Annotated in this window: 18 protein-coding genes and 1 pseudogene; 9 read left to right on the plus strand and 10 right to left on the minus strand. The window is 70.8% G+C overall.

Features of this window, described 5'->3' with window-relative positions; all coding sequences use genetic code 11:
* The 8 genes from IE290_RS19335 to IE290_RS19370 form a co-directional block, all read right to left on the minus strand.
* Complete coding sequence (locus tag IE290_RS19335; RefSeq protein WP_191246029.1) at window positions 1–786, minus strand: maleylpyruvate isomerase family mycothiol-dependent enzyme; 786 nt, start codon at window positions 784–786, stop codon at window positions 1–3.
* A gap of 29 nt (window positions 787–815) precedes the next feature.
* Entirely contained in the window at window positions 816–1,415 is a 600-nt protein-coding gene (locus IE290_RS19340; protein ID WP_191246030.1) for a TetR/AcrR family transcriptional regulator, read from the minus strand.
* Window positions 1,416–1,489: 74 nt separating this feature from the next.
* The gene (locus IE290_RS37940) at window positions 1,490–2,209 is read right to left on the minus strand and encodes a DUF742 domain-containing protein (RefSeq protein WP_229874601.1); all 720 of its coding nucleotides are present in this window, start codon (window positions 2,207–2,209) and stop codon (window positions 1,490–1,492) included.
* Window positions 2,209–2,634: a roadblock/LC7 domain-containing protein gene (locus tag IE290_RS19350; RefSeq protein WP_191246031.1), complete on the minus strand. Its 426-nt coding sequence runs from the start codon at window positions 2,632–2,634 to the stop codon at window positions 2,209–2,211. The genes IE290_RS37940 and IE290_RS19350 overlap by 1 nt, the downstream gene beginning before the upstream one ends.
* 128 nt (window positions 2,635–2,762) lie before the next feature.
* Complete coding sequence (locus tag IE290_RS19355; protein ID WP_116111324.1) at window positions 2,763–3,371, minus strand: GTP-binding protein; 609 nt, start codon at window positions 3,369–3,371, stop codon at window positions 2,763–2,765.
* Complete coding sequence (locus tag IE290_RS19360) at window positions 3,352–4,068, minus strand: DUF742 domain-containing protein (RefSeq protein WP_191246032.1); 717 nt, start codon at window positions 4,066–4,068, stop codon at window positions 3,352–3,354. The genes IE290_RS19355 and IE290_RS19360 overlap by 20 nt, the downstream gene beginning before the upstream one ends.
* 26 nt (window positions 4,069–4,094) lie before the next feature.
* Window positions 4,095–4,547, minus strand: coding sequence for a roadblock/LC7 domain-containing protein (locus IE290_RS19365; protein WP_017985274.1), 453 nt, complete (start codon window positions 4,545–4,547; stop codon window positions 4,095–4,097).
* Window positions 4,544–7,435, minus strand: a complete 2,892-nt coding sequence (locus IE290_RS19370; RefSeq protein ID WP_191246323.1) for a sensor histidine kinase — start codon at window positions 7,433–7,435, stop codon at window positions 4,544–4,546. Before IE290_RS19370 ends, IE290_RS19365 begins: the two co-directional genes overlap by 4 nt.
* A 528-nt stretch (window positions 7,436–7,963) precedes the next feature.
* Between IE290_RS19370 and IE290_RS19375 the strand changes: the two genes are divergently transcribed.
* From IE290_RS19375 to IE290_RS19385, 3 genes are all read left to right on the plus strand, one after another.
* Window positions 7,964–8,890: a glutamate ABC transporter substrate-binding protein gene (locus tag IE290_RS19375; protein ID WP_191246033.1), complete on the plus strand. Its 927-nt coding sequence runs from the start codon at window positions 7,964–7,966 to the stop codon at window positions 8,888–8,890.
* Window positions 8,887–9,531 (plus strand): amino acid ABC transporter permease, encoded by a 645-nt coding sequence (locus IE290_RS19380; RefSeq protein ID WP_191246034.1) that lies wholly within the window; start codon window positions 8,887–8,889, stop codon window positions 9,529–9,531. Before IE290_RS19375 ends, IE290_RS19380 begins: the two co-directional genes overlap by 4 nt.
* Before the next feature lie 378 nt (window positions 9,532–9,909).
* Window positions 9,910–10,812: an ABC transporter permease subunit gene (locus IE290_RS19385; protein ID WP_191246035.1), complete on the plus strand. Its 903-nt coding sequence runs from the start codon at window positions 9,910–9,912 to the stop codon at window positions 10,810–10,812.
* Here the strand turns inward: IE290_RS19385 and IE290_RS19390 are convergent.
* The gene (locus IE290_RS19390; RefSeq protein ID WP_191246036.1) at window positions 10,715–13,252 is read right to left on the minus strand and encodes a sensor histidine kinase; all 2,538 of its coding nucleotides are present in this window, start codon (window positions 13,250–13,252) and stop codon (window positions 10,715–10,717) included. The two genes, IE290_RS19385 and IE290_RS19390, sit on opposite strands and share 98 nt — an antisense overlap.
* A 234-nt stretch (window positions 13,253–13,486) precedes the next feature.
* Window positions 13,487–14,125: a TetR/AcrR family transcriptional regulator gene (locus tag IE290_RS19395; RefSeq protein ID WP_191246037.1), complete on the minus strand. Its 639-nt coding sequence runs from the start codon at window positions 14,123–14,125 to the stop codon at window positions 13,487–13,489.
* 73 nt (window positions 14,126–14,198) lie between these two features.
* On the opposite strand from IE290_RS19395, the pseudogene IE290_RS38275 reads away from it, so the two are divergent.
* From IE290_RS38275 to IE290_RS19420, 6 genes and pseudogenes are all read left to right on the plus strand, one after another.
* A pseudogene (locus tag IE290_RS38275) lies at window positions 14,199–14,801 on the plus strand (FAD-dependent monooxygenase); the annotation flags it as partial.
* A gap of 106 nt (window positions 14,802–14,907) precedes the next feature.
* On the plus strand, window positions 14,908–15,672 hold the full coding sequence (locus IE290_RS38280) for an FAD-dependent monooxygenase (RefSeq protein ID WP_268246373.1): 765 nt from the start codon (window positions 14,908–14,910) through the stop codon (window positions 15,670–15,672).
* Between the two features lie 8 nt (window positions 15,673–15,680).
* A complete protein-coding gene (locus IE290_RS19405; RefSeq protein ID WP_191246038.1) occupies window positions 15,681–17,318 on the plus strand; it encodes a DNA repair helicase XPB in 1,638 nt (545 codons plus the stop codon).
* Window positions 17,319–17,773: 455 nt separating this feature from the next.
* The gene (locus IE290_RS19410; protein WP_229874603.1) at window positions 17,774–18,223 is read left to right on the plus strand and encodes a hypothetical protein; all 450 of its coding nucleotides are present in this window, start codon (window positions 17,774–17,776) and stop codon (window positions 18,221–18,223) included.
* Window positions 18,224–18,360: 137 nt separating this feature from the next.
* Window positions 18,361–19,137, plus strand: a complete 777-nt coding sequence (locus IE290_RS19415) for a DUF4253 domain-containing protein (protein ID WP_191246039.1) — start codon at window positions 18,361–18,363, stop codon at window positions 19,135–19,137.
* A 37-nt stretch (window positions 19,138–19,174) separates the two neighbouring features.
* A complete protein-coding gene (locus IE290_RS19420; RefSeq protein WP_191246040.1) occupies window positions 19,175–20,014 on the plus strand; it encodes a DUF72 domain-containing protein in 840 nt (279 codons plus the stop codon).
* The last annotated feature ends 13 nt before the right edge of the window (window positions 20,015–20,027 follow it).

Consider the following 20,027-nt stretch of genomic DNA (forward strand, 5'->3'; position numbering starts at 1 on the left):
TCAGAACACGACGCGCGCGGCCAGGACGCGACCGCGGACCGACTCGTCGCCGTCGATCTTCACCACCGGCTCGCCGTCGCGGCCGGACAGCAGCCAGAGGTAGTCGAGGGCGTCGACGGTGACGGTGGCGACCGGATCGCCCGTGCCGAGGCGCCACCGGTCCCCCGCCGGGCCGGTCAGCTCGAGCACGATCGGCGGACCGGGCCAGCTCCGCGCGAGCTCCAGCACCACCTGGGCGACGACGGCGCGGTCGTGATCGCCGGTCTCGAAGGGCCGCCCGGTGGCGCGAGCGATCTCGAGGCGGTGCATCCAGGTGTCGCGGTTGCTCAACACGTCGAGGAGGTAGCCGAAGGTGGGGTCCACCAGCTTCTCCTCCGGGAAGAACCGCGCGATCCCGAGCCGGCGCAGGAATCCCGGCACGCGCCGGCGGGCCCGCAGCGCTTTCGCACCGTCGGCCGCCAGCTTCCGGCGCAGCTCACCAGGACCAAGCTTGCCCAGCAGATCGATTTGGTAGGCGTTGTGGGCGTCAAGGCTGGTCCTCTCCGGATAACGGCGGCGCGCGCGGCGCAGGCGCCGGAGGAACAGCACGGGCCGAAAGCCCTCCTCGTGCTGGCCGGCGACATGGGCGACCATCGCGTGGACGTCCCAGCCCGCACTGGCCGTCGGCCGGTTCCAGTCGTCCTCGTCGAGGCGGTCGAGCAGCGCCAGGAACGCCGCCAGCTCGGCCTCACCGTGGCGAACCGCGTCCTGCGCGCGGGGTCTGGCGATCGTGCTCGTCTGTGTCATGGTGGTCTGGGTCAAAGTGGGCCTCTGGGTCATGGTGGACCTCCGGGTGAGTAGAAGCGGACGAACATGTCGAGCACCTGGGGAATGAGGCGCGTGAAGCGGCCCTCGTCATAGGCCGCGTTCGGCTCGTTCGCGAGTTGCTGGGACAGCGTGCCCGTCACGAGGATCGACATCAGGGCCACGGCGTCGTCCTCGGCCGCGGCTTCGGCGAGCTCCCCGGCTTCGACGGCCGCACGCAGATGCGCCCGCACATCCTCGACGTACTCGACGCTGGGACGGAACGCTTCCCGCGACGGTTCGAAGTCGGGCACCGGACGGCTGCCCAGAAGCTGCGCGAGCACGGGTTGAGCGAGCGCGATGCGCCCGGTCGCCTCCACGTACGCGGTGAGCGCCTCCAGACCCGGTCGAGCCGCGGAAGCCGCCTTGCGCGCGGCTTCGAGCTGTTGCTGCGCGGCGAGCCGGAACAACTCGTCGTACACCGCGTGCCGGGACGGGAAGTGCTTGTACAACGAGGGCTGGCGGATACCGACGCGCCGCGCCACCTCGGACAGGTTCAGGCCGGCCACACCGCGTTCGGCCATTACCGCGATGGCCGCGTCCAGGATCTCCTGCCGCCGGGTACCACCCACGCCGCCGCCTCCTAGCTATAGGTAATAGCCTGAGGCAATGGACTATAGCCCCGGGGAGGCGGCGGGAAAAGAGCTCAGAGCCTCCGCAGGCCCTGCAGCACCCGGTTCATGAACTCGCGCGAGGAGCGGTCGCCGAAGGACAGCCCGGACTGGTGGATCAGCACCAACCCGGCGTTGTCCAGGTCGCTGACCAGCACCTTCACCACGTTGAGCGGCAGGTCCAGGTAGGCCGCGATCTCCGCGATCGACCGCGGCTCCGCGCACAGCCCGCAGATCCTGCGGTGCTGCACGCCCGTCACGGCCTGCGGCACGCGCCCCCGGTCGGTGGTCGACACCAGCGCCTCGAGCGCAAGCTCGTAGTCCGGGCGGGTCCGGCCACCGGTGCGGGCGTACGGGCGCATCATCATCCGCGTCCGCACCGACGTCTCCTGGCCCCTGGACTGCGCGGGCGGCACCCCGACGGCGAGCCCGGCACCGGTCCCACCACGAGCACGAGCCCCAGCAGCGCCTGCCCGGGCGCCCACGCCGACGGCAGCCCCGCCACCGGCCTCCAGACCGGCCCGCGACGCGGCACCGGCGCCCAACCCAGCTCGCGAAGCCCCAGCAGCCGGCGCGGCACCCGTCCGCCCGACACCGGGCGTCGTCCGCACCGGGGTGCGCACCGGCAACACCACCGGCTTCTTCGTCAGCACGAACCGCGCCGGCGAGTCGATCCCCTCGCGTTCGGTGCCCTGGTGCAGCCGGTCCCACGCGTCGACCCCGGGGCGGCCCGCCCCCTGCGAAAGTCCCCGCATCAGCGCACGCCACCCTGGAGCTGACTGCGCAGCTCCGGCGTCATCTGCATCCCGACCCGGTCCACCAGCAGCGTCATCTCGTACGCGACCGTGCCGATGTCGGAATTCGGCGCGGCCAGCACCGCCAGGCTCGATCCGTCGCTGATCCCCATCAGGAACAGGTACCCGCGCTCCATCTCGACCACGGTCTGGTTCACGTAGCCCGCTTCGAAGCACCGCGCGGCACCGGACGTCAGGCTCACCAGCCCGGAGGCGACCGCGGCCAGCTGGTCGGCCCGGTCCTTGGGCAGCCCCTCCGACCCGGCCAGCAACAGACCGTCGGTGGAGACGACCACGGCGTGCGCCGCGCCCGGGACCCGTCGCACGAAGTCGGTGATCAGCCAGCCGAAGCCGAAGCCGCTCGACTGCTGTGCCGATGCCGTCATGTGCCTCCTCACCGGTCGAGCCTGTTCTGCGATTATTCCGACCAGGGTATTGCCGAACCCGGCCCTGGTGGCTTGCCGCCCGGGGTGATCTCACATCGATTCACCCTTCCGGCGGCACGGTTACCCGATCACCCCGGTTGTAACGCGCGGTCCCGGTTGATCGCGTGCTCGACCACGGTGATCAGCACCTGCTTGGCCGATTCCTTCTCCCGCGCGTCGCAGGCGATGATCGGCACCGACTCGGAGATCGTCAGCGCGTGGCGGACGTCCTCGATCTGGTGGTGCAGCAGCCGGTCGAAGCAGTTGATCGCCACGATGTAGGGCAGCTTCCGGTTCTCGAAGAAGTCGATCGAGGGGAACGCGTCCGCCAGCCGCCGGGTGTCGACCAGCACGACCGCGCCGATCGCGCCCACGGCCAGGTCGTCCCACATGAACCAGAACCGGTGCTGCCCCGGGGTGCCGAAGACGTAGAGCACGAGGTCGTCGCCGAGCGAGAGCCGGCCGAAGTCCATCGCGACCGTCGTCGTCACCTTGTTCGGGGTGGCGGTGGTGTCGTCCACCGACACGCTGGCCTCGGTCATCACCGCCTCGGTGGTCAGCGGATCGATCTCCGAGACCGCGCCGACCAGGGTCGTCTTGCCCGCACCGAAGCCGCCGGCGACCACGATCTTGGCCGACTGCGTCGGTCCCGTCGCGGCCGACGTGTTCGCGTCGGAGTCAAATTCTCCGAAGCCCACTGAGCACCCTCTCCATGAACTCGATACTGGGACGATCGCCGACGACCGACGTCGTGGAATGGACCAGGACCAGGCCGAGATCGACGGCGTCGCCGATCAGCACCCGCGCGACCCCCAGCGGCATGCGCAGGTACGCCGCCACCTCGGCCACGGAGCGCGTGTCCAGGCACAGGCCGCAGATGGACCGGTGCTCGGGCACTCGCACCCGGTCGAGCATCCGTCCCCGCTCGCTGGTCGAGACGAGTGCTTCGATCGCCAGATCGTAGCTGGGACGTGTCCGCCCGCGCGTCCGGAAGTACGGCCGGACCAGACCGGAGGTCTCCTCCGCCGCCACCGGCGCCGGGACCGGCGGGAAACTGGGGTGGCTCTCCGCGGCGGGCGTGGACGGCAGCTGACCGGCCGGGGCCAGCGGCCCGCCGGAGTCGCCGAACAGGTCCGATGCGGGACCGGACAGCAGCCGGTCGCCGGAGATCTCCGGGTATTCGGTCGCCCCGTAGCCCGGTGGCTCGGGGTCGCTCAGGGTACTGGACCGCTTCTCGCCCGCCGCCGCCCGGCGCAGGCGCCAGGCGCGGTCGACCTTGGCCCGGAACGTGCTCCAGTCCTCGGTCCGCGCCGCCTGCGCCTCGTCCGGCCAGGCGGTTTCGGCGTCGTCGTCCAGCCGTCCCGAGCCCACGCCCGTCGGCTGCCCACCGTCCACTGCAGTCCCTCTCGTGCCCGGCGCGCTCAACCGCGCGCGGCTCCTTGGAGCTGTGCCCGCATCTCGGGGGTCATCTGCTGACCGACCCGATCCACCAGAAGCGTCATTTCGTACACCACGAGGCCGATGTCGCTGTCGGGGGACCCCAGAACGGCCAGGCAGGACCCGTCCGACACCGACATGAGGAACAGGAAGCCGTTGGCCATCTCGACCACCGTCTGCGCCACGGGCCCGCCCTCGAACACCTTCGACGCGCCCCGCGCCAGGCTGGTCAGCCCCGATGCCACCGCGGCCAGCTGGTCCGCGCGGTCCTTCGGCAGCCCCCGCGACGCGGCCAGCAGCAGCCCGTCCGCCGACACCACGACCGCGTGCGCGGCACCGGGTACCCGGTGCACGAAGTCCGTGATCAGCCACGCGAAGCCGTTCCGCGGCGCCTGCGGCGTGGAGCCTCCCGGCTGCAGCGATCCCGCCCGTGTCACTCCTCACTCCTCACTGCCTCGTCCGGCGGGGTGGTTCCCCCGCCACTCACCGGGTCGCCCTGGTCAGAGGGGCCCGGCGTGCTCTCCCGCAGCGCGTGACGGCCACTGACGTAGCCGCGCTGGAAGCTCGCCATCCGTTCGCGCGCCGCCTCGGCGGAGCGGGCCAGTGCGCCCTGCCCCGGCCGGCCGACGGTGGTGTCGGTGAAGGCATCGGGCTCGCCCACCGGGATCGAACCGGGGACGAGGTGCGCGTTGGGCACCCGCTTCGGCAGCCCGGCCGGAGTGATCTCCTCCTCCCGCGACTCGAGCAGGGATTGCGCCGCGCGCCAGCCCTCATCCGACACACTGTGCCAAAGATCGGCGCTTTTGTCGTCGGCCTCCGGTGCTCGTTCGGCGGCGGGTGCGGGTTCCTCCTCCAGGTCTCCGCTCACCGAGGCGGGGTCCTCCCCCTCCGCACTGAACCACCGCGACACAACCGACTGGTAGATCGGCAGCCGCTTGGTGGGCACGTCGTCGTCGAAGATGCTCTCCGGCGCCGGCTGCGGCTCCTCGGCCGGCTGCTCGGTGACCGGGACGTACTGCGGTTCGCGCTTGGGCAGGGCCAGCGAACCGAAGTGGTTCGGCGGCTCCTCGCGGGGCGGGGTGGAGCCGTTCGACGGCGGCTCCTCGGCCCGCGGCTTGCCCCGGCTGAGGAAGGCCGCGTCGGACGAGCCGGCGACCAGGTCGTCGAGGCTGATCGGCTGGTCCAGCGGTCGCAGCACACCGGTCGTCTGGTCCTGGGCCGGCTCGCGGCGCGCCAGGTTCGACGGCGTGCGCTGCGCCGGCACCGGCGGCAGGCTCGGCGACGACGTCTCGGCCGGCCGCGGCATCGGCTCCTGCGCGACCGGGCCAAGCAGGTCCGGCGGCACGACGACGCGCGCGATCACGCCGCCGTCGATGTCCTCGTTCTCCCGCAGGCGCACCTCGATGCCCTGCCGCTGGGCCAGTCGCGCGACCACGTACAGACCCATCCGGCGGGTCACCGACACGTCCAGGTCCGGCGGGTCGGCGAGGCGCTTGTTGGCCTCGGCGATCTGCTCCGGCGACATGCCGACCCCGCGGTCGGTGATCTGGATGGCGAGCGCCTTCTTGCGGGTCACCACGGCCCGGACGCTGACCTTGGTCTCCGGCTCGGAGAAGTAGGTGGCGTTGTCGAGCAGCTCGGCGAGCAGGTGCACCAGGTCGTGCACGGACGGGCCGCGGACGGCGACCTCGGGGATCGCGCCGACGTCGACCCGCGCGTACTGCTCGATCTCGGACACCGCCGCGCCGATCACGTCGGCCGCGGAGACCGGTTTGGGCATCGACTTGCTCAGTCCCGCGCCGGAGAGCACCAGCAGGCTCTCGCCGTTGCGGCGCAGCCGGGTCGCCAGGTGGTCCAGCTCGAACAGGCTTGCGAGGTGGTCGGGGTCCTGCTCGTCGGCCTCCAGCAGGTCGATCACCGCGAGCTGGCGCTCCACCAGGCGCTGCGACCGGCGCGAGAGGTTGACGAAGATGCCGTTGACGTTGTCGCGCAGCAGCGCCTGCTCGGCGGCGAGGCGGACGGCCTGGCCGTGCACCACGTCGAAGGACCGGGCGACCTGGCCGATCTCCTCGGTGGTGTGGACCGGCACCGGCTCGATCGCCTTGGCCGCGGCGGCGGCGGGGTCGGCCTCGCGCATGATCCGCTCGACCGCGTCCGGCAGGTGCACCTCGGCGACCTGCAGCGCGGTCGAGCGCAGCGTGCGCAGCGGCCGGATCAGCGAGCGCGCCACGACGTACATCAGCGTGAGCACGATCAGCAGCCCGGCGAGGATGATCGCGATCGTGATCAGCAGGTTCTGCTGCTGCTCGCTGATCAGTCCGTTCGTGTAGGCGGCGGCGTCGTCCAGCAGCCGGTTCTGGACCTGGCTGATCAGGTTGAGCGTGTCCGACGAGGACTGCGCGACCGCGGCCGGATCGATGGCCAGCGCGAGCGGCGGGTTCGCCTGGGCGCGCAGCAACGCCAGCTGCTGCAGGGTGAACCGCTGCGAAACCTGCGGGCCGGACAGCGTGGTCGAGTAGTCCAGCTGGGCCTGCGGGGTGGCGACGCCGCTGAACCGGTCGATCGCGGCGACCAGGTTCGACTGCGCGGTCGTGAGGTTCTTCAGCTCGGCCGGGTCGAACCTGCCGCGGATCGCGGCGCTGCGCAGGTAGGAGTTCTGCTGGGCGGAGTACTCCTTGGCGTCGGCGAGGAAGCCGAGCGCCTCGTGGCGGTCCTGCAGGCCCTGGTCGGTGACGTCGGCGTCGAACTCGTCGGCGATCAGCTGCAGCGCGTCGATCACGCCGGTGTAGCCGGCCTGGGCGGCCAGGCTCGGGAAGTCCGCGGCGCCGGCCGAAGACCGCAGCTGGCTCAGGCCGTCGAGGCGCGCGAGGCCCTGCTGGTAGCGCGCGGAGGTGGCGTCGTCGCTGATCGCGGAGACCTCGCCGACCGCGCCGCGCACGGTGTCGGCGGCGGTCTCGGCGGTTCGGATCGCGTTGTCGAGCTCGGTCCGGTCGGCCGGACGGCCGGAGGCGATCCACGCCGACATCGCGTCCCGCTCGCGCTGCAGCGCGTCGACCTCGGCGGCGACCTTCTGGCTGAGTTCGATGCGTTGTTCGGCGTGCTGGTAGACGGTCATCGTGTCGAAGCTGTCGTACACGCGCAGACCGGCCAGGGACAGCGCGGCGGCGGTCGGCACGGCGACCACCGCGGCGATCTTGGCGTTGACGCGCCAGTTCGCGAGACCACGGACACGGCGTCCGCGCTCACCACCGGTCGATGCTCCGATCGCGTTGTCCTGCGCACCGACGTCGTTACTCTGTGCGACAGGCGACTCCGCCGGGGACACTGCCTTGCGACCGCGCTCCCCGCTCGTGGGCTGGGGCACCGAGGACTTCCTTCCCGGTTCGAGCTGTCCAGTTTCCGCGTTTCCGCACTCGGGTCCCACGCCATGAGAACCAGGACGTGAATGGTTAACAGGGGGCCACCCGATTGGGGTAGAGGCTATCGGCTGCCGGGATGAAAGGGAAGCCGGGCAGAGGGCTCTCACCACGAACTTTACCCGTCACCCCGGTGACGAATTCTCACCAACTGTCTCAGTGGCACCGCGAATGCACGTGACTCAGCGTGCACTGGATCAGCCCTCGCCAGCTGTTACCTATCTCACTATCCGGAAGGTGGGACGCGGCTGTGACAGGACGGCGGTGAATGTCCCATCAGACCCGCCGAGACCTCACAAGGTCTTGACGCGGCCGTTGGACCTGCACAATCCTGCGCCTTGACTCGTGAACTACTCCCACCCGTTCGGGTACCCCTTGCGTTACCGAGAGTAGATAGAGGCGACAGGCTCCACGTCCAGGAGGGATCCGGCCACACCATGACGGCTTCGATACGGCGACGGCGCCTCGCGGCCCTGCTCACGGCGGTCGCGCTCGGCGCGGTGACCGCGTGCACCTCGAGCGGGGGCGCGGTACCGACCAGCGGGAGCGCGAACCAGGAGCAGAGCCTCCTCGACCGGGCCCCGGTGGCGTCCGACGCGGACCTCGCGACCAGCCCGACCGCGCAGGCGATCAAACAGCGCGGGCAGATCCTCATCGGGAGCCAGCTGGACACGCCGCTGCTGTCCCAGCAGAACCCGACGACCGGCCAGACCGAGGGGTTCGACGCGATCCTCGGCCGGTTGCTGGCGAAGTACATCCTGGGACGGCCGAACGTCAAGATCGTCAATTCCACGTCGCAGATCCGTGAGGCGTTGCTGCAGAACAACACCGTCGACGTGGTTCTGCACACCTATTCGATCACCCCCGCGCGGGCGGAGAAGGTGTCCTTCGCCGGGCCGTACTTCGTGTCGGGGCCGGCGATCATGGCGCGCAAGGGCGATTCCAGCGTGACCAAGCCGCAGGACATGAAGGGCAAGCGGGTGCTGGCGGTGACGAACTCGACCGGTTCGGCGCTGGTCCAGCAGTACGAGCCCGCGCAGGTGATCACGCTGAGCACGAACTCGGAGTGCGTGACGGCCCTGGAGCAGGGGCGCGGCGACGTGTACGTGAACGATTTGACGCAGCTGGCCGGGAACGCGCAGACGAACGACAAGGTGCAGATCGTCAGCGGGACGTTCGGGCAGGACCCCTACGGCATCGGGATCCACCACGGGGACGAGACGTTCAAGCGGTTCGTCAACGCGTGGCTGGAGAAGATCCAGGCCGCGGGGCTGTGGCAGGAGGCGTACAAGCAGACGCTGGGGACGGTCATCCCGGGTGACGCGCCGGCGCCGCCCAAGACGGGTTCCGTGCCGGGATCGTGACCGGGTGGGGCGGTCACCTCGGGGAGTTCGCCGAGGGCGCGCTGAACACGGTGCTGCTGACCGTGTTCAGCGCCGGGGGCGCGATCGTGCTTGCGGTGGTCATCACGGCGTTCCGGATCTGCCCGGTTCGCCCGTTGCGTGCTTTCGGTGCGGGTTATGTCGAGCTGTTCCAGAACATTCCGCTCGCCGTGTGGCTGGTGTTGTTCGTATTCGGCCTGCCGATGGTGGGAATCAGCTTCGGCTTGTTCACGACCGCCGTCCTCGCGACGGCTCTGTACATGGCTTCGTATTACGCGGAAACGCTGCGGGCGGGCGTGAACGGCGTGGCGAGGGGCCAGGCGGAGGCGGCGCGGGCGCTGGGTCTTGGTTTCGGACAGTCACTGTCAGCGGTGGTGCTGCCGCAGGCGCTGCGCACGATCATCCAGCCGCTCGGGAACGTGACCATCCAGCTGCTGATGAACACAGCGCTCGCCGCGGCGGTCGGGGTGGTGGAACTGACGGAGGCGACGAACCGGGTGAATCTCGCCCTGGCGGAGCCGCTCCCGCTGTACATCGGGGCGGGCTTTTGTTACGCCGCGCTGGCGCTGGTGATCTCCACAGGAGCCGGCGTGTTGGACCGAAGGCTGGCGGTACCGCGATGAGAGCGCCGATTGCCGGCCGTTTTCGGTGGGCGCTCGGATCACCGGCCGTACCCCGGTGCGGGCTCGGATCACCGGCCGCGCCCCGGTGCGGACGCGGCTTTCGGAGCGGTGCAGCCGCCGGGCCAGTCATCGCCGCGCGAGGGGCCCAACGATCGCCGCACGAGCGGCCCAGCCATCGCCGCACCATCGGCCCAACGATCGCTACACGAGTGGCCCTACCATCGCCGCACCACTGGTCCAGCCATCGCACTACTCGCCCAACCGCAGCGCCACCACCGGCCCAACCACCACCACACCACCGGCCCAGTCGCGATCCCATGAGCCGTCCAATCGTCGCCCCACGAGAGGGCCTTCCGTGCTGAATCAGGCAGCCCGCGCATGACCTCCGTTCTCTTCGACACCCCCGGTCCGCGCGCCCGGCGGCGCATCCGCATCGCCACCGTCGTCGCGTGTGTGGCCGGTCTCGTGCTCCTCGCGGTGGCCGTACGGCAGTTCGCGATCAACGGGGAGCTCGCCGCGGAGCGGTGGGCGCCCTACGGCTCCTGGCCGATGTGGCGCTACCTGCTCGGCGGCCTCGGCGGCACGGCCCTGGCCGCCGTGCTGGCCGTCGCGATCGCCATGGTCGCCGGGCTCGTGCTGGCGCTCGGGCGGATCTCGCGGCACGTCGTCGCCCGCGCGCCGGCCCGGGCGTACGTCGAGGTCGTCCGCGTCGTCCCGCTGCTCCTGCTCATCTACTTCGCGATGTTCGCGCTGCCCCGGTACGGCGTGGACCTCCCCCTGCTCTGGAAACTCGTCCTCCCGATCGCCGTGTCCCGCGCGGCCCAGCTCGCCGAGATCTTCCGCAGCGGCTTCCGCTCCCTCGAAGCCGGCCAGGGCGAGGCGGCGGCCGCGCTCGGCATGCGTCCCTACCAGTCGATGCGGCACGTGATCTTCCCGCAGGCCATCCGCCGCGTGGTGCCGGCGCTGATCAGCCAGACCGCGGGCGTCGTGAAGGACACCTCGCTCGGCATCGTCGTCAGCTACGCCGAACTCCTGCAGAGCGGCAAGGTCCTCGCCGGCTACAACCGGCTCCTGATTCAGACCTACCTGATCATCGCGCTGCTCTACTTCCTGATCAACTACGCGCTGTCCCGCCTGGCCCGCGCGATCGACGCCCGCCAACGGCTAGCCGGGATCGAACCCGTCAGCCCTCCGAACCCCGGGCGTCGCGGGCTCGGGCGAATCCGTTCTGCAGCCGCGACATCCGGTGGCGGACTTCGTCGGGATCGAGTGAGAGCGTAGGCGGGTCGAACGAGTCCGGCCGTCGCCGCACCTGCTGCGGGAAGTTCGGCGGATTCCCGTCGACCGCCGCGTCGTCGTCCGCCGACGGCCACTCCGGCTCGGCCGGCCAATCCGGATCCGCCGCCGAAGCACGGCTGACCGGCCAGTGCTCGCCGGTCGTGAACCACCGCGACAGCACCGCCTGGTACGCCGGCATCCGCTCGGTCGGCTCCTCGTCCTCCGGCGGGAAGGCGTCGTTGTCCGAGGTCGGCCAGTCGACCCGGCCCTCCCGCTCGATCGGCGCGCGGGGTGGTTCGTCCCGCACGACCGGGATCGAGACCGTGTCGTCCGGCTCCGGTTCCGGCGCGGGCTCCGGTTGCGGCAGCGGGATCGGCTTGAGCGACGGCAGCGCGACCGGCACCGGCGGCGGCTCCGGGGCGGGCGGCGCGACGGGGGCGGGAAGCGGTTCCGGCACCGGCGCGACGTTCTCGATCACCAGCCGGGCCGGGACGACGACCGTCGCGACCAGCCCCCCACCGTCCGCGGAGCGCAGCCGCACCTGGATGTCGTGGCGCTTCGCGAGCGTGGCGACCACGAACAGGCCCATCCGCCGGGACACCTCGACGTCCACCTCGGGCGGGTTCGCCAGCCGCTTGTTGGCGCGGTCGATCTCCGGCTGCGGCATGCCCGCGCCCTGGTCGGTGATGTGCACGTGCCAGGCGCCGTTCTCAGCGAGCGAGCTGACCACGGTCACCGTCTTGTCCGACGGCGAGTAGAGCGTCGCGTTCTCCAGCAGCTCGGAAACGACGTGCACCAGGTCGTTGCACGCCTCGCCACGGATCGCGATCTCCGGCATCGCGGTCAGCTCGATGCGCTGGTAGTGCTCGACCTCGGACAGCGCCGCGCCGATGATCTCCTCGGCGGCGACCGGTTCGGCCTTCTCGTCACCGAAGTCGTGCCCGGACAGCACGAGCAGGTTCTCGCTGTTGCGGCGCATCCGCGTGGCCAGGTGGTCGAGCTCGAACAGGCCGCCGAGGGTCTCCGGGTCCTGCTCGTCGGCCTCCATCCGGTCCAGCACGGAAAGCTGACGTTCGACCAGGTCCTGGCTGCGCTTGGACAGGTTGACGAACATCGCGTTGATGTTCTCCCGCAGCAACGCCTGCTCACCGGCCAGCCGCACCGCTTGCCCGTGCACCGCGTCGAACGCGCGGGCCACCTGCCCGACCTCCTCGCGGGTGAACACCGGAACGGGCGCCACGCCGCGGTGCGCGGTCATGAAGTCCGGATGCGGGTCGGCGAGGATTTCGTCCACCGCCGCGGGCAGGCGATGCTCGGCGACGTCGAACGCGGTGTTGCGCAGGATCCGCAGCGGCCGCAGCAGCGACCGCCCGATGACCACGGCGAGCACCGCGCACAGCAGCAGAACGCCGAAGACCACCGCGGCGTTGACGATCGCGGAGCGGCGCGCGTCGGTGGCGAGCGCATCGCACCGCTGCTGCGTCTGCACCTGCAACGTCTGCTGGAACTGGTAGGCGAGGTCGATGGTCCCGGTGATCGCCTGGTCCCACTGGCGCGAGTCGAGCCCGGACAGGCTCTGCCCGTTCTCCGTCCTGGTGATCGCGAGTTCGAACAGCGAATTCGCCGTCTGCACGGCCGGACCCGCCACGGTCTGCTCGTAGACGCGCTGCTCGGCCGGGGTGGCGAACTTCCGGAAGTCGTTCTGCGCTGCGGCGAGCTGGGCGTCCGCGCCGAGGAGCTTCCGGAGCCGGTCGTCGGACACCTCGCCCTCCGCGAAGGCCTGCCCGAGAACCGCGCGCTTGACCGACATCTGGTCCTTCACGCGGGCGAGCGCGTTGGCGGACAGCCGCAGCCGCGCGACCTCCGCGTCCGCGATCTCGGCGACGGCCTGGTCGGACAGGTCGAGCACCCCGGAAATGAGGTCGCTGTAAGAGGTCAGGATCGAATCGGCTGACGAGTTCGAGAACTCACCCGAATAGCGCAGCCCGGGCAGGGAGTCGAGCCGGGACTGGGCTTCCTTCAGCTCCTCGGCGCTCGCCGTGGAGAGCAACGACTGCTGGGCGGCGAGTTCCCGGGCGAACGCGCCGGCGGCCTGGTCCACCCGCGTGCGCTGGTCACGTACCTCGCTCAGCCCGTTGCGGCGCTGGCCGGCGACGTACCGCACGGTCAGGTCCCGCTCACGCTGCAGTTCGTTGACCACCGCGTTGACGCCCGCGTCCACGCGCGCGTGCGCGGCGAGCTCGGCCAGCTGTTCGGCGTGCCGCAGGTCGGCGCGCACGTGCACGGTGATCAGCGCCAGCACGGTCAGCATCGGGATGAGCAGGACGGCGATCAGCTTCGTGCGCAGCCGCCAGTTCCGCAGCCGCCACCGGCTGCCTGCCCGGGTGTCCGGTCGCCGGTCCAGCGCCTCACCGCTCTCGGGACGCTTGTACCGCCGGGCCACCTGACTTCCTTCTCTAGCCGTCTTGCCGGACTCGGATCGGCACCGGCTGGGTCGCCAACCCCGGTGAGGGTAGCGACCGCGGACACACGCGCCCCGCCCGCGCTAACCGTGATGCGGTCCGTCGGCGATCGTATTGGCCCCGGACCGCGGCTTCTACCCGCTGGCCGAAATCTTTCGCTGGGCAAGACGTCCGGCACCGTGCGTGGCGTTCCGCGGTGTGGCGTTCCACACGGTCTACGCCACGCCGAGCCTGCCGAAGCCGCCCTCCAGCAGCCCGAACGCCTCTTCCGCCGCCGCCCTGGCCTGCGGAAACACCTCGTCCGCGGAGTGGCCGGACGCGACCGACCGGTGGTTCTCGCGGGCGAGGGTCCACAGCACCGCGACGATCGCGGACGCGGCCACCCGCGCCTCACCGGGCCTCACCGCGGCGGTGTCCGCGAGGGCCTCCGCCAGAGCCTCCTCGGCCGTCTGGTTCAACTCCAGCATCCGCGCGAGCAGCGCCGGCGTGGCGAAGATCATCCGGTATAGCGCGAGGACCTCCGGGACGTCGCTGAGCCCGGTGATCGGGTCCCGCCGGTCGAGCCCGTCGAGGAAGTGCTCGCGGATCGCTTCCAGCGGCGTCCGGCCTTCCGGACGGCCCCGCACCATGCGGGCGCTTTCCGTCTCGTGGTCGGCGAAACGGTGGACGACCAGGGACTCCTTCGTCGGGAAGTACGCGAACAGGGTGCGCCGCGAGACCTCGGCGACCTCAGCGACCTGCGCAACGGACACCTGATCGAACCCGTGCTCGAGGAACAGGTTGATCGCGGCGTTCGAGATCGCCTCACGGGTGCGCTGCTTCTTCCGCTCGCGGAGTCCGGCCGGTTCGGTCACGGCCCCAGGCTAGCAATCTCCTTTCACTCGGTAGTAATCTGCACTCAGTCTACTTTTGCACTCAGGAGGACTAGTGGACACCGACGTCGTCATCGCCGGAGCCGGCCCGACCGGTCTCGCCCTCGCCAATGAACTCGCGCTGGCCGAGGTTCGGACCGTGGTCGTCGAACCGCTGACCGAGCGAGTCGAGCAGACCAAGGGCGGCACGATCCAGCCGCGCACCGCGGAGCTGCTCGAACAGCGCGGCCTGCTCGACGCCATGCAGGACCGGGCACACGAACGCGAACCGGTCGGCGGGCACTTCGCCACCCTGCCGGTCGCGCTCGACTACTCGTCCTGGCCGACCCGGCACCCCTACCCCCTCTCGATCCGTCAGGACCTCGTGGAAGAGGTCCTCGAACAAGCGGCCCTCGCCCGCGGCGCGCAGCTGCGCCGCGGACATCCGGTGACCGGCGTCGCGCAGGACGCCGACGGAGTCACCGTCACCGCGGCCGACGACACGCGCCGCGCCCAGTACCTGGTCGCCTGCGACGGTGCGCACAGCACCGTCCGCAAGCTGCTCGGCCTGCCCTTCCCCGGCCGGCCGGGCACCTTCCAGGCCGTGCTGGCCGAAATCCGACTCGCGTCGGTGTCCGCACTCGTGCCCGAACGAGCCGGGCACATCAGCGGCCTGACCCGTCACGCCAACGGCTACTGGTCGATGCTCGTGCCGGTCGGCGGTGATCGGTACCGCCTCACGTTCAGCCGGGACGACCAGGAGCAGCACCAGGACCAGGGGCCCGGTGCCGGAGAGCGAGATCGTCGACGCGCTCACCGCGGTGTACGGCTCGGACACCCGGCTGTCCCACGTTCTCGCCGCGTCCCGGTGGAGCGACGCGACCCGGCAGCTGGAGCGGTACCGGCACGGCCGGATCCTCTTCGCGGGGGATGCGGCGCACATCCACCCGCCGCTCGGCGGTCAGGGCCTGAACCTCGGTGTGCAGGACGCCCTCAACCTCGGCTGGAAGCTGGCGGCGACCGTGCACGGCTGGGCACCGGGTGACCTGCTGGACACCTACCAGGAGGAACGGCATCCCGCGGCCGCCCGCGTGTTGCACCACACCTCGGCGCAACGCGTGCTCGCCACGCCGAAGCTGTCCGAAGACGTCGCCGCACTGCGCGGCATCTTCGTGGACCTCCTGCGGCTCCCCGACACCAACCACTACCTGGCCGGCATGATGTCCGGTTTGGACGCCGCCGGTCGTGTGCCCGACGCCGAACTGGCCACCGGCGACGGGACCACCCGCCTGTCGGCGCTCCTGCGCTCCGGACGCGGCCTGCTGCTCGACCTCACCGGCGACCACCCACTGCCGCCGGGCTGGTCCGATCGCGTCGACCGGGTCCAGGCCGAACCGGACCACCAGCTCACCGAGTCCGCCCTGCTGATCCGGCCGGACGGGTACCGGTGCTGGGCCGCGGGCGGCGGTCCTCTCGACGCCGCGCTGACCCGCTGGTTCGGTGCGCCCGCGCGCGACCAGCACGGCTCGGCCGCCGACGACGCCGTATAAAGGAGTACGTGACCGATGGCCCGTTGATCGTCCAATCCGACAAGACCGTGCTGCTCGAAGTCGACCACCCGATGGCCGACGACGCCCGGATCGCGATCGCCCCGTTCGCCGAACTGGAACGGGCCCCCGAGCACGTGCACACCTACCGCGTGACGCCGCTCGCGTTGTGGAACGCCCGCGCGGCGGGGCACGACGCCGAGCAGGTCGTCGACGCCCTGACCACGTACTCGCGCTTCCCCGTGCCGCAGCCGTTGCTGATCGACATCGTCGACACGATGGCGCGCTTCGGGCGGCTGCAGATCACGAACAACCCAGCCCACGGCCTCGTCATGACCACGACCGACCGGGCCGTGCTGGAAGAGGTGCTGCGCAACAAGAAAATCAGCCCGATGCTGGGCGCGCGCATCGACGACGACACCGTCCTGGTGCACCCCTCCGAGCGGGGCCGGCTCAAGCAGGCCCTGCTCAAAGTGGGCTGGCCCGCGGAGGACCTGGCCGGCTACGTCGACGGCGAGGCGCACCCGATGCAGCTGGCCGAGACCGGCTGGGGACTGCGCGACTACCAACGGCAGGCCGCCGAAGCGTTCTGGGCCGGCGGTTCCGGCGTGGTCGTGCTGCCCTGTGGTGCGGGCAAGACGCTCGTCGGCGCCGCCGCCATGGCCCGCGCGCAGGCCACCACCCTCATCCTGGTCACCAACACCGTCGCCGGGCGCCAGTGGAAGCGCGAGCTGGTGGCGCGCACGTCCCTGACCGAGGACGAGATCGGCGAGTACTCCGGCGAGAAGAAGGAGATCCGGCCGGTCACCATCGCGACCTACCAGGTGATCACCCGCAAGTCCAAGGGCGAGTACAAGCACCTGGAGCTGTTCGACTCGCGCGACTGGGGCCTGATCGTCTACGACGAGGTGCACCTGCTGCCCGCGCCCGTGTTCCGGATGACCGCGGACCTGCAGTCCCGGCGCCGACTCGGCCTGACCGCGACGCTGGTGCGCGAGGACGGCCGCGAGGGCGATGTCTTCTCGCTCATCGGCCCGAAGCGGTACGACGCGCCGTGGCGCGACATCGAGGCGCAGGGCTGGATCGCGCCCGCCGAGTGCATCGAGGTGCGGGTCACCCTCACCGACAACGAGCGCCTGCTCTACGCCACGGCCGAATCCGAGGACAAGTACAAGCTGGCGGCCACCGCCCGCACGAAGATCCCGGTCGTGAAGTCCATTCTGGACAAGCACGCTGGCGACCAGACGCTGGTGATCGGCGCGTACCTGGACCAGCTCGAGGAACTCGGCGCGGAACTGGACGCGCCGGTGATCCAGGGCTCCACGCGGAACAAGGAACGCGAGGCGCTGTTCGACGCGTTCCGGCGCGGCGAGATCGACAAGCTCGTGGTGTCGAAGGTCGCGAACTTCTCGATCGACCTGCCGGAGGCGACCGTCGCCATCCAGGTGTCGGGCACGTTCGGCTCCCGGCAGGAGGAGGCGCAGCGCCTGGGCCGGCTGCTCCGCCCGAAGGCTGACGGCAGGCAGGCGCACTTCTACTCGGTGGTCTCGCGGGACACGCTGGACACCGAGTACGCCGCGCACCGGCAGCGGTTCCTCGCCGAACAGGGCTACGCGTACACGATCCACGACGCGGACGCCTACCTGTAGCGCGGCGCCGAGAAGTCCGCGCCGCAGCGGCACGCTCGGTCGCCGCGCTGCATGGTGGATGGCCGCGCCCGGGAGGCGAAGCCGGCGGAGGAACGTGGAACGTCCGCCCGGCGGCGAGGATGGCCTACGCCGTGGTGTTTCCCGCCGCGGCCGCGGCACCGCTTCCTCGCTAGCGCCCACAGGCGCGACACCAGGACGTAGACCGGCGGCCACGCGATGGGTGGCCGCCAGGGCCAAGCGTAGGCGCGGCACGAACGTGGCCCTCCCGATCGGCGATTTGGGCAGGAGCGGGCGTCGTCGTGGCGTTTCCTGTCGCCGCAGCGACGCCGGGTCGCGGCCGCCGTCCGGCCGCCTGACGCTCGAACGCCGTCCGGGAACCACACGGTGGATCACCGCACCGGCGAGGCATAGACGGCGCACAAACGTGGAATCCCCGGCACGTGGTGTGGGCAGGCGTGGTCTTCGTCGTCGCGGTGGTTCTCGCCGCGGCCATGACGATGCTGCGTCGCGCCCGTCGTTCGGACGCGGCGGAGTCGCGCCGGCTGTCGCGGACGTGCTCGTGGGCCGGCTTCGTGCTGGCGGCGGTGCCCAGCACGGCATGGCTGGTCCTGTGGCTCTCCGGCGGTGAGCCGAAGGCGCTGATCGGTCTCGCCGGGCTGGTGCTGTCGGCGGCTCCGGTGATCGCCGGGTACCGGTGGCCGCGTCTGGTCGTGCCGTCATTGGTCCTCTGCCTCCTGGCTTCGATCGGGATGGCTCTCGCCTGGCGGCACCTGTACGTGTTGCTGCCGCTCGCAGTGGCGTTGACGGGGGCCTGGCTGCTGGCCCTCGCCCTGCACGTGCGGTCCAGTACTCACGCAGGTGCGGACGAAACCCCAGTTCAACGGCGGGATACGACCCGCTCATGACCGAAGCTACCACGAATCTCGAACACCCGTTCGACCGATCGGGTGAAGTGGCGAAAACTGATCCTCGGGCCCCGAAACTGTCGTACCCTCGAACTACTGTTCGACCTCATCGACGTAGTCCATCCCGAGGAGGTCCCGTGACCACCGCCGCCACACCCGAGGAAAGCCTCGTCGCCGAGGCCCTCACCAGCATCGACCTGCCGCCCGGCCGCTGGATCGGGCAGATGTGGGTCTCCGGCGACCCGCTGGCCGACCCCGGCCTGTACCGCGCCTGCGTCGCCGGGTTCGACCGGTCCGGGTTGTGGCCCGTGCTGATCCCGCACGACCCGCGCTTCGCCGCGAACGGCGAGGACTGGCTGACCGACCGCGGCCGCCTCGCGCCCGCCGCCCACCGCGTCGGGAACATCGACGCCGGGGCGACGCTCGCCCGCTGGTGGGATCCCTTCTGCTGCCCGAACGGCACCGGTTGCCTGCGGCCGTACGGCGCCACGTTCCCTGGGCTCGCGAAGAAATCCCAGCTGCGGGTGGATCCGCTGGCCGAAGCCGGGAACACCGGTTCCATCCTCGTCCGGCGCGCGCCCTACCGCCTGGGGCTGGTGCCGGTCGAGCGGCCCGCCGACGTCCCCGCCACGCTCGGCTGGACCGGGATGATCAAGTCGACGGACGAGGTCGCCGCCGTGTCCGCGGTCCTGCGCAGCTGGGAGGACCGGTTCGGGGCGACGCTCGTCGTGCTCGGCTTCGACGAACTGGAGCTCTCGGTCGCGGCGCCGCCCCGCAACCAGAGCCGGTCGCTCGTCCTCGCGGCCGAGCACCGCGCGTTCAGCCTGCGCAGCTTCTCCGGACAGCCGGGCACCCTCCGCGAGTACGCCGCGGGCCTGGTGCACCGGCGGCACTGGAGGTTCTCCTGGGATTGACGGAACGGTTGAGGAGGTCACCATCGCCGAAATCCGGGTGGGCACCTCGGGCTGGCGGTACCCGCCGTGGCGGGGCACGTTCTACCCCAAGGGCCTGGCGCAGCGCCGCGAGCTGGAGTACATCTCGCGGCAGGTGAACTCCGTGGAGATCAACGGCTCGTTCTACTCGCTCCAGCGTCCGGAGCGGTACCGGGCCTGGGCGGAGCAGACGCCTGACGACTTCGTGTTCGCCGTGAAGGGCGGTCGCTTCATCACCCACATGAAGCGCCTGACCGACGCGGAGACACCGCTGGCGAACTTCTTCGCCTCGGGGGTGCTGGCACTGGGCCACAAGCTCGGGCCGATCCTCTGGCAGCTGCCGGCGAACTTCGCGTTCGAACCCGACCGGTTCGCGGAGTTCTTCGCGATCCTGCCCCGCGACACCCGGGCGGCGGCGGAACTGGCCCGCAAACACGACAACAAACTGAAGGGAGAGGCCCACACCGAAGCCGGCAAGAACCGGCGACTGCGCTACGCACTCGAGCCGAGGCACCCGAGTTTTCACTCGGACGAGTGCCAGAAGCTGTTGCGGGACAACAACATCGCCCTGGTGGCGGCCGATTCGGCCGGTACCTGGCCGAGTTTCGAGGAGGTGACCGCGGACTTCGTGTACGTCCGCTTGCACGGCGACGAAGAACTCTACGCGAGTGGCTACACCGACGAGGCCCTGCAGCGCTGGGCCGGCAAGATCCGCCGCTGGCGGCGCACCGGCGGCGGGAAGACGCGCGACGTGTACGTCTACTTCGACAACGACATCAAGGTGAAGGCGCCCGGCGACGCCATCTCGCTGGCGACCCGGCTGGGGGTCGCGAGCCGCCCGATCGACCTGCCGTCCTGACAAGTCGACCGGG

This window comes from Amycolatopsis deserti, assembly GCF_014653945.1.
GTDB classification, from domain to species: Bacteria; Actinomycetota; Actinomycetes; order Mycobacteriales; family Pseudonocardiaceae; genus Amycolatopsis_E; species Amycolatopsis_E deserti.

What these genes read in the sequence shown, in the direction of transcription:
- IE290_RS19335 (WP_191246029.1), bottom strand. Translation starts at nt 786, where the DNA reads ATGACACAGACGAGCACGATCGCCAGACCCCGCGCGCAGGACGCGGTT.
- IE290_RS37940 (WP_229874601.1), bottom strand. Translation starts at nt 2,209, where the DNA reads ATGCGGGGACTTTCGCAGGGGGCGGGCCGCCCCGGGGTCGACGCGTGG.
- IE290_RS19350 (WP_191246031.1), bottom strand. Translation starts at nt 2,634, where the DNA reads ATGACGGCATCGGCACAGCAGTCGAGCGGCTTCGGCTTCGGCTGGCTG.
- IE290_RS19375 (WP_191246033.1), top strand. Translation starts at nt 7,964, where the DNA reads ATGACGGCTTCGATACGGCGACGGCGCCTCGCGGCCCTGCTCACGGCG.
- IE290_RS19385 (WP_191246035.1), top strand. Translation starts at nt 9,910, where the DNA reads ATGACCTCCGTTCTCTTCGACACCCCCGGTCCGCGCGCCCGGCGGCGC.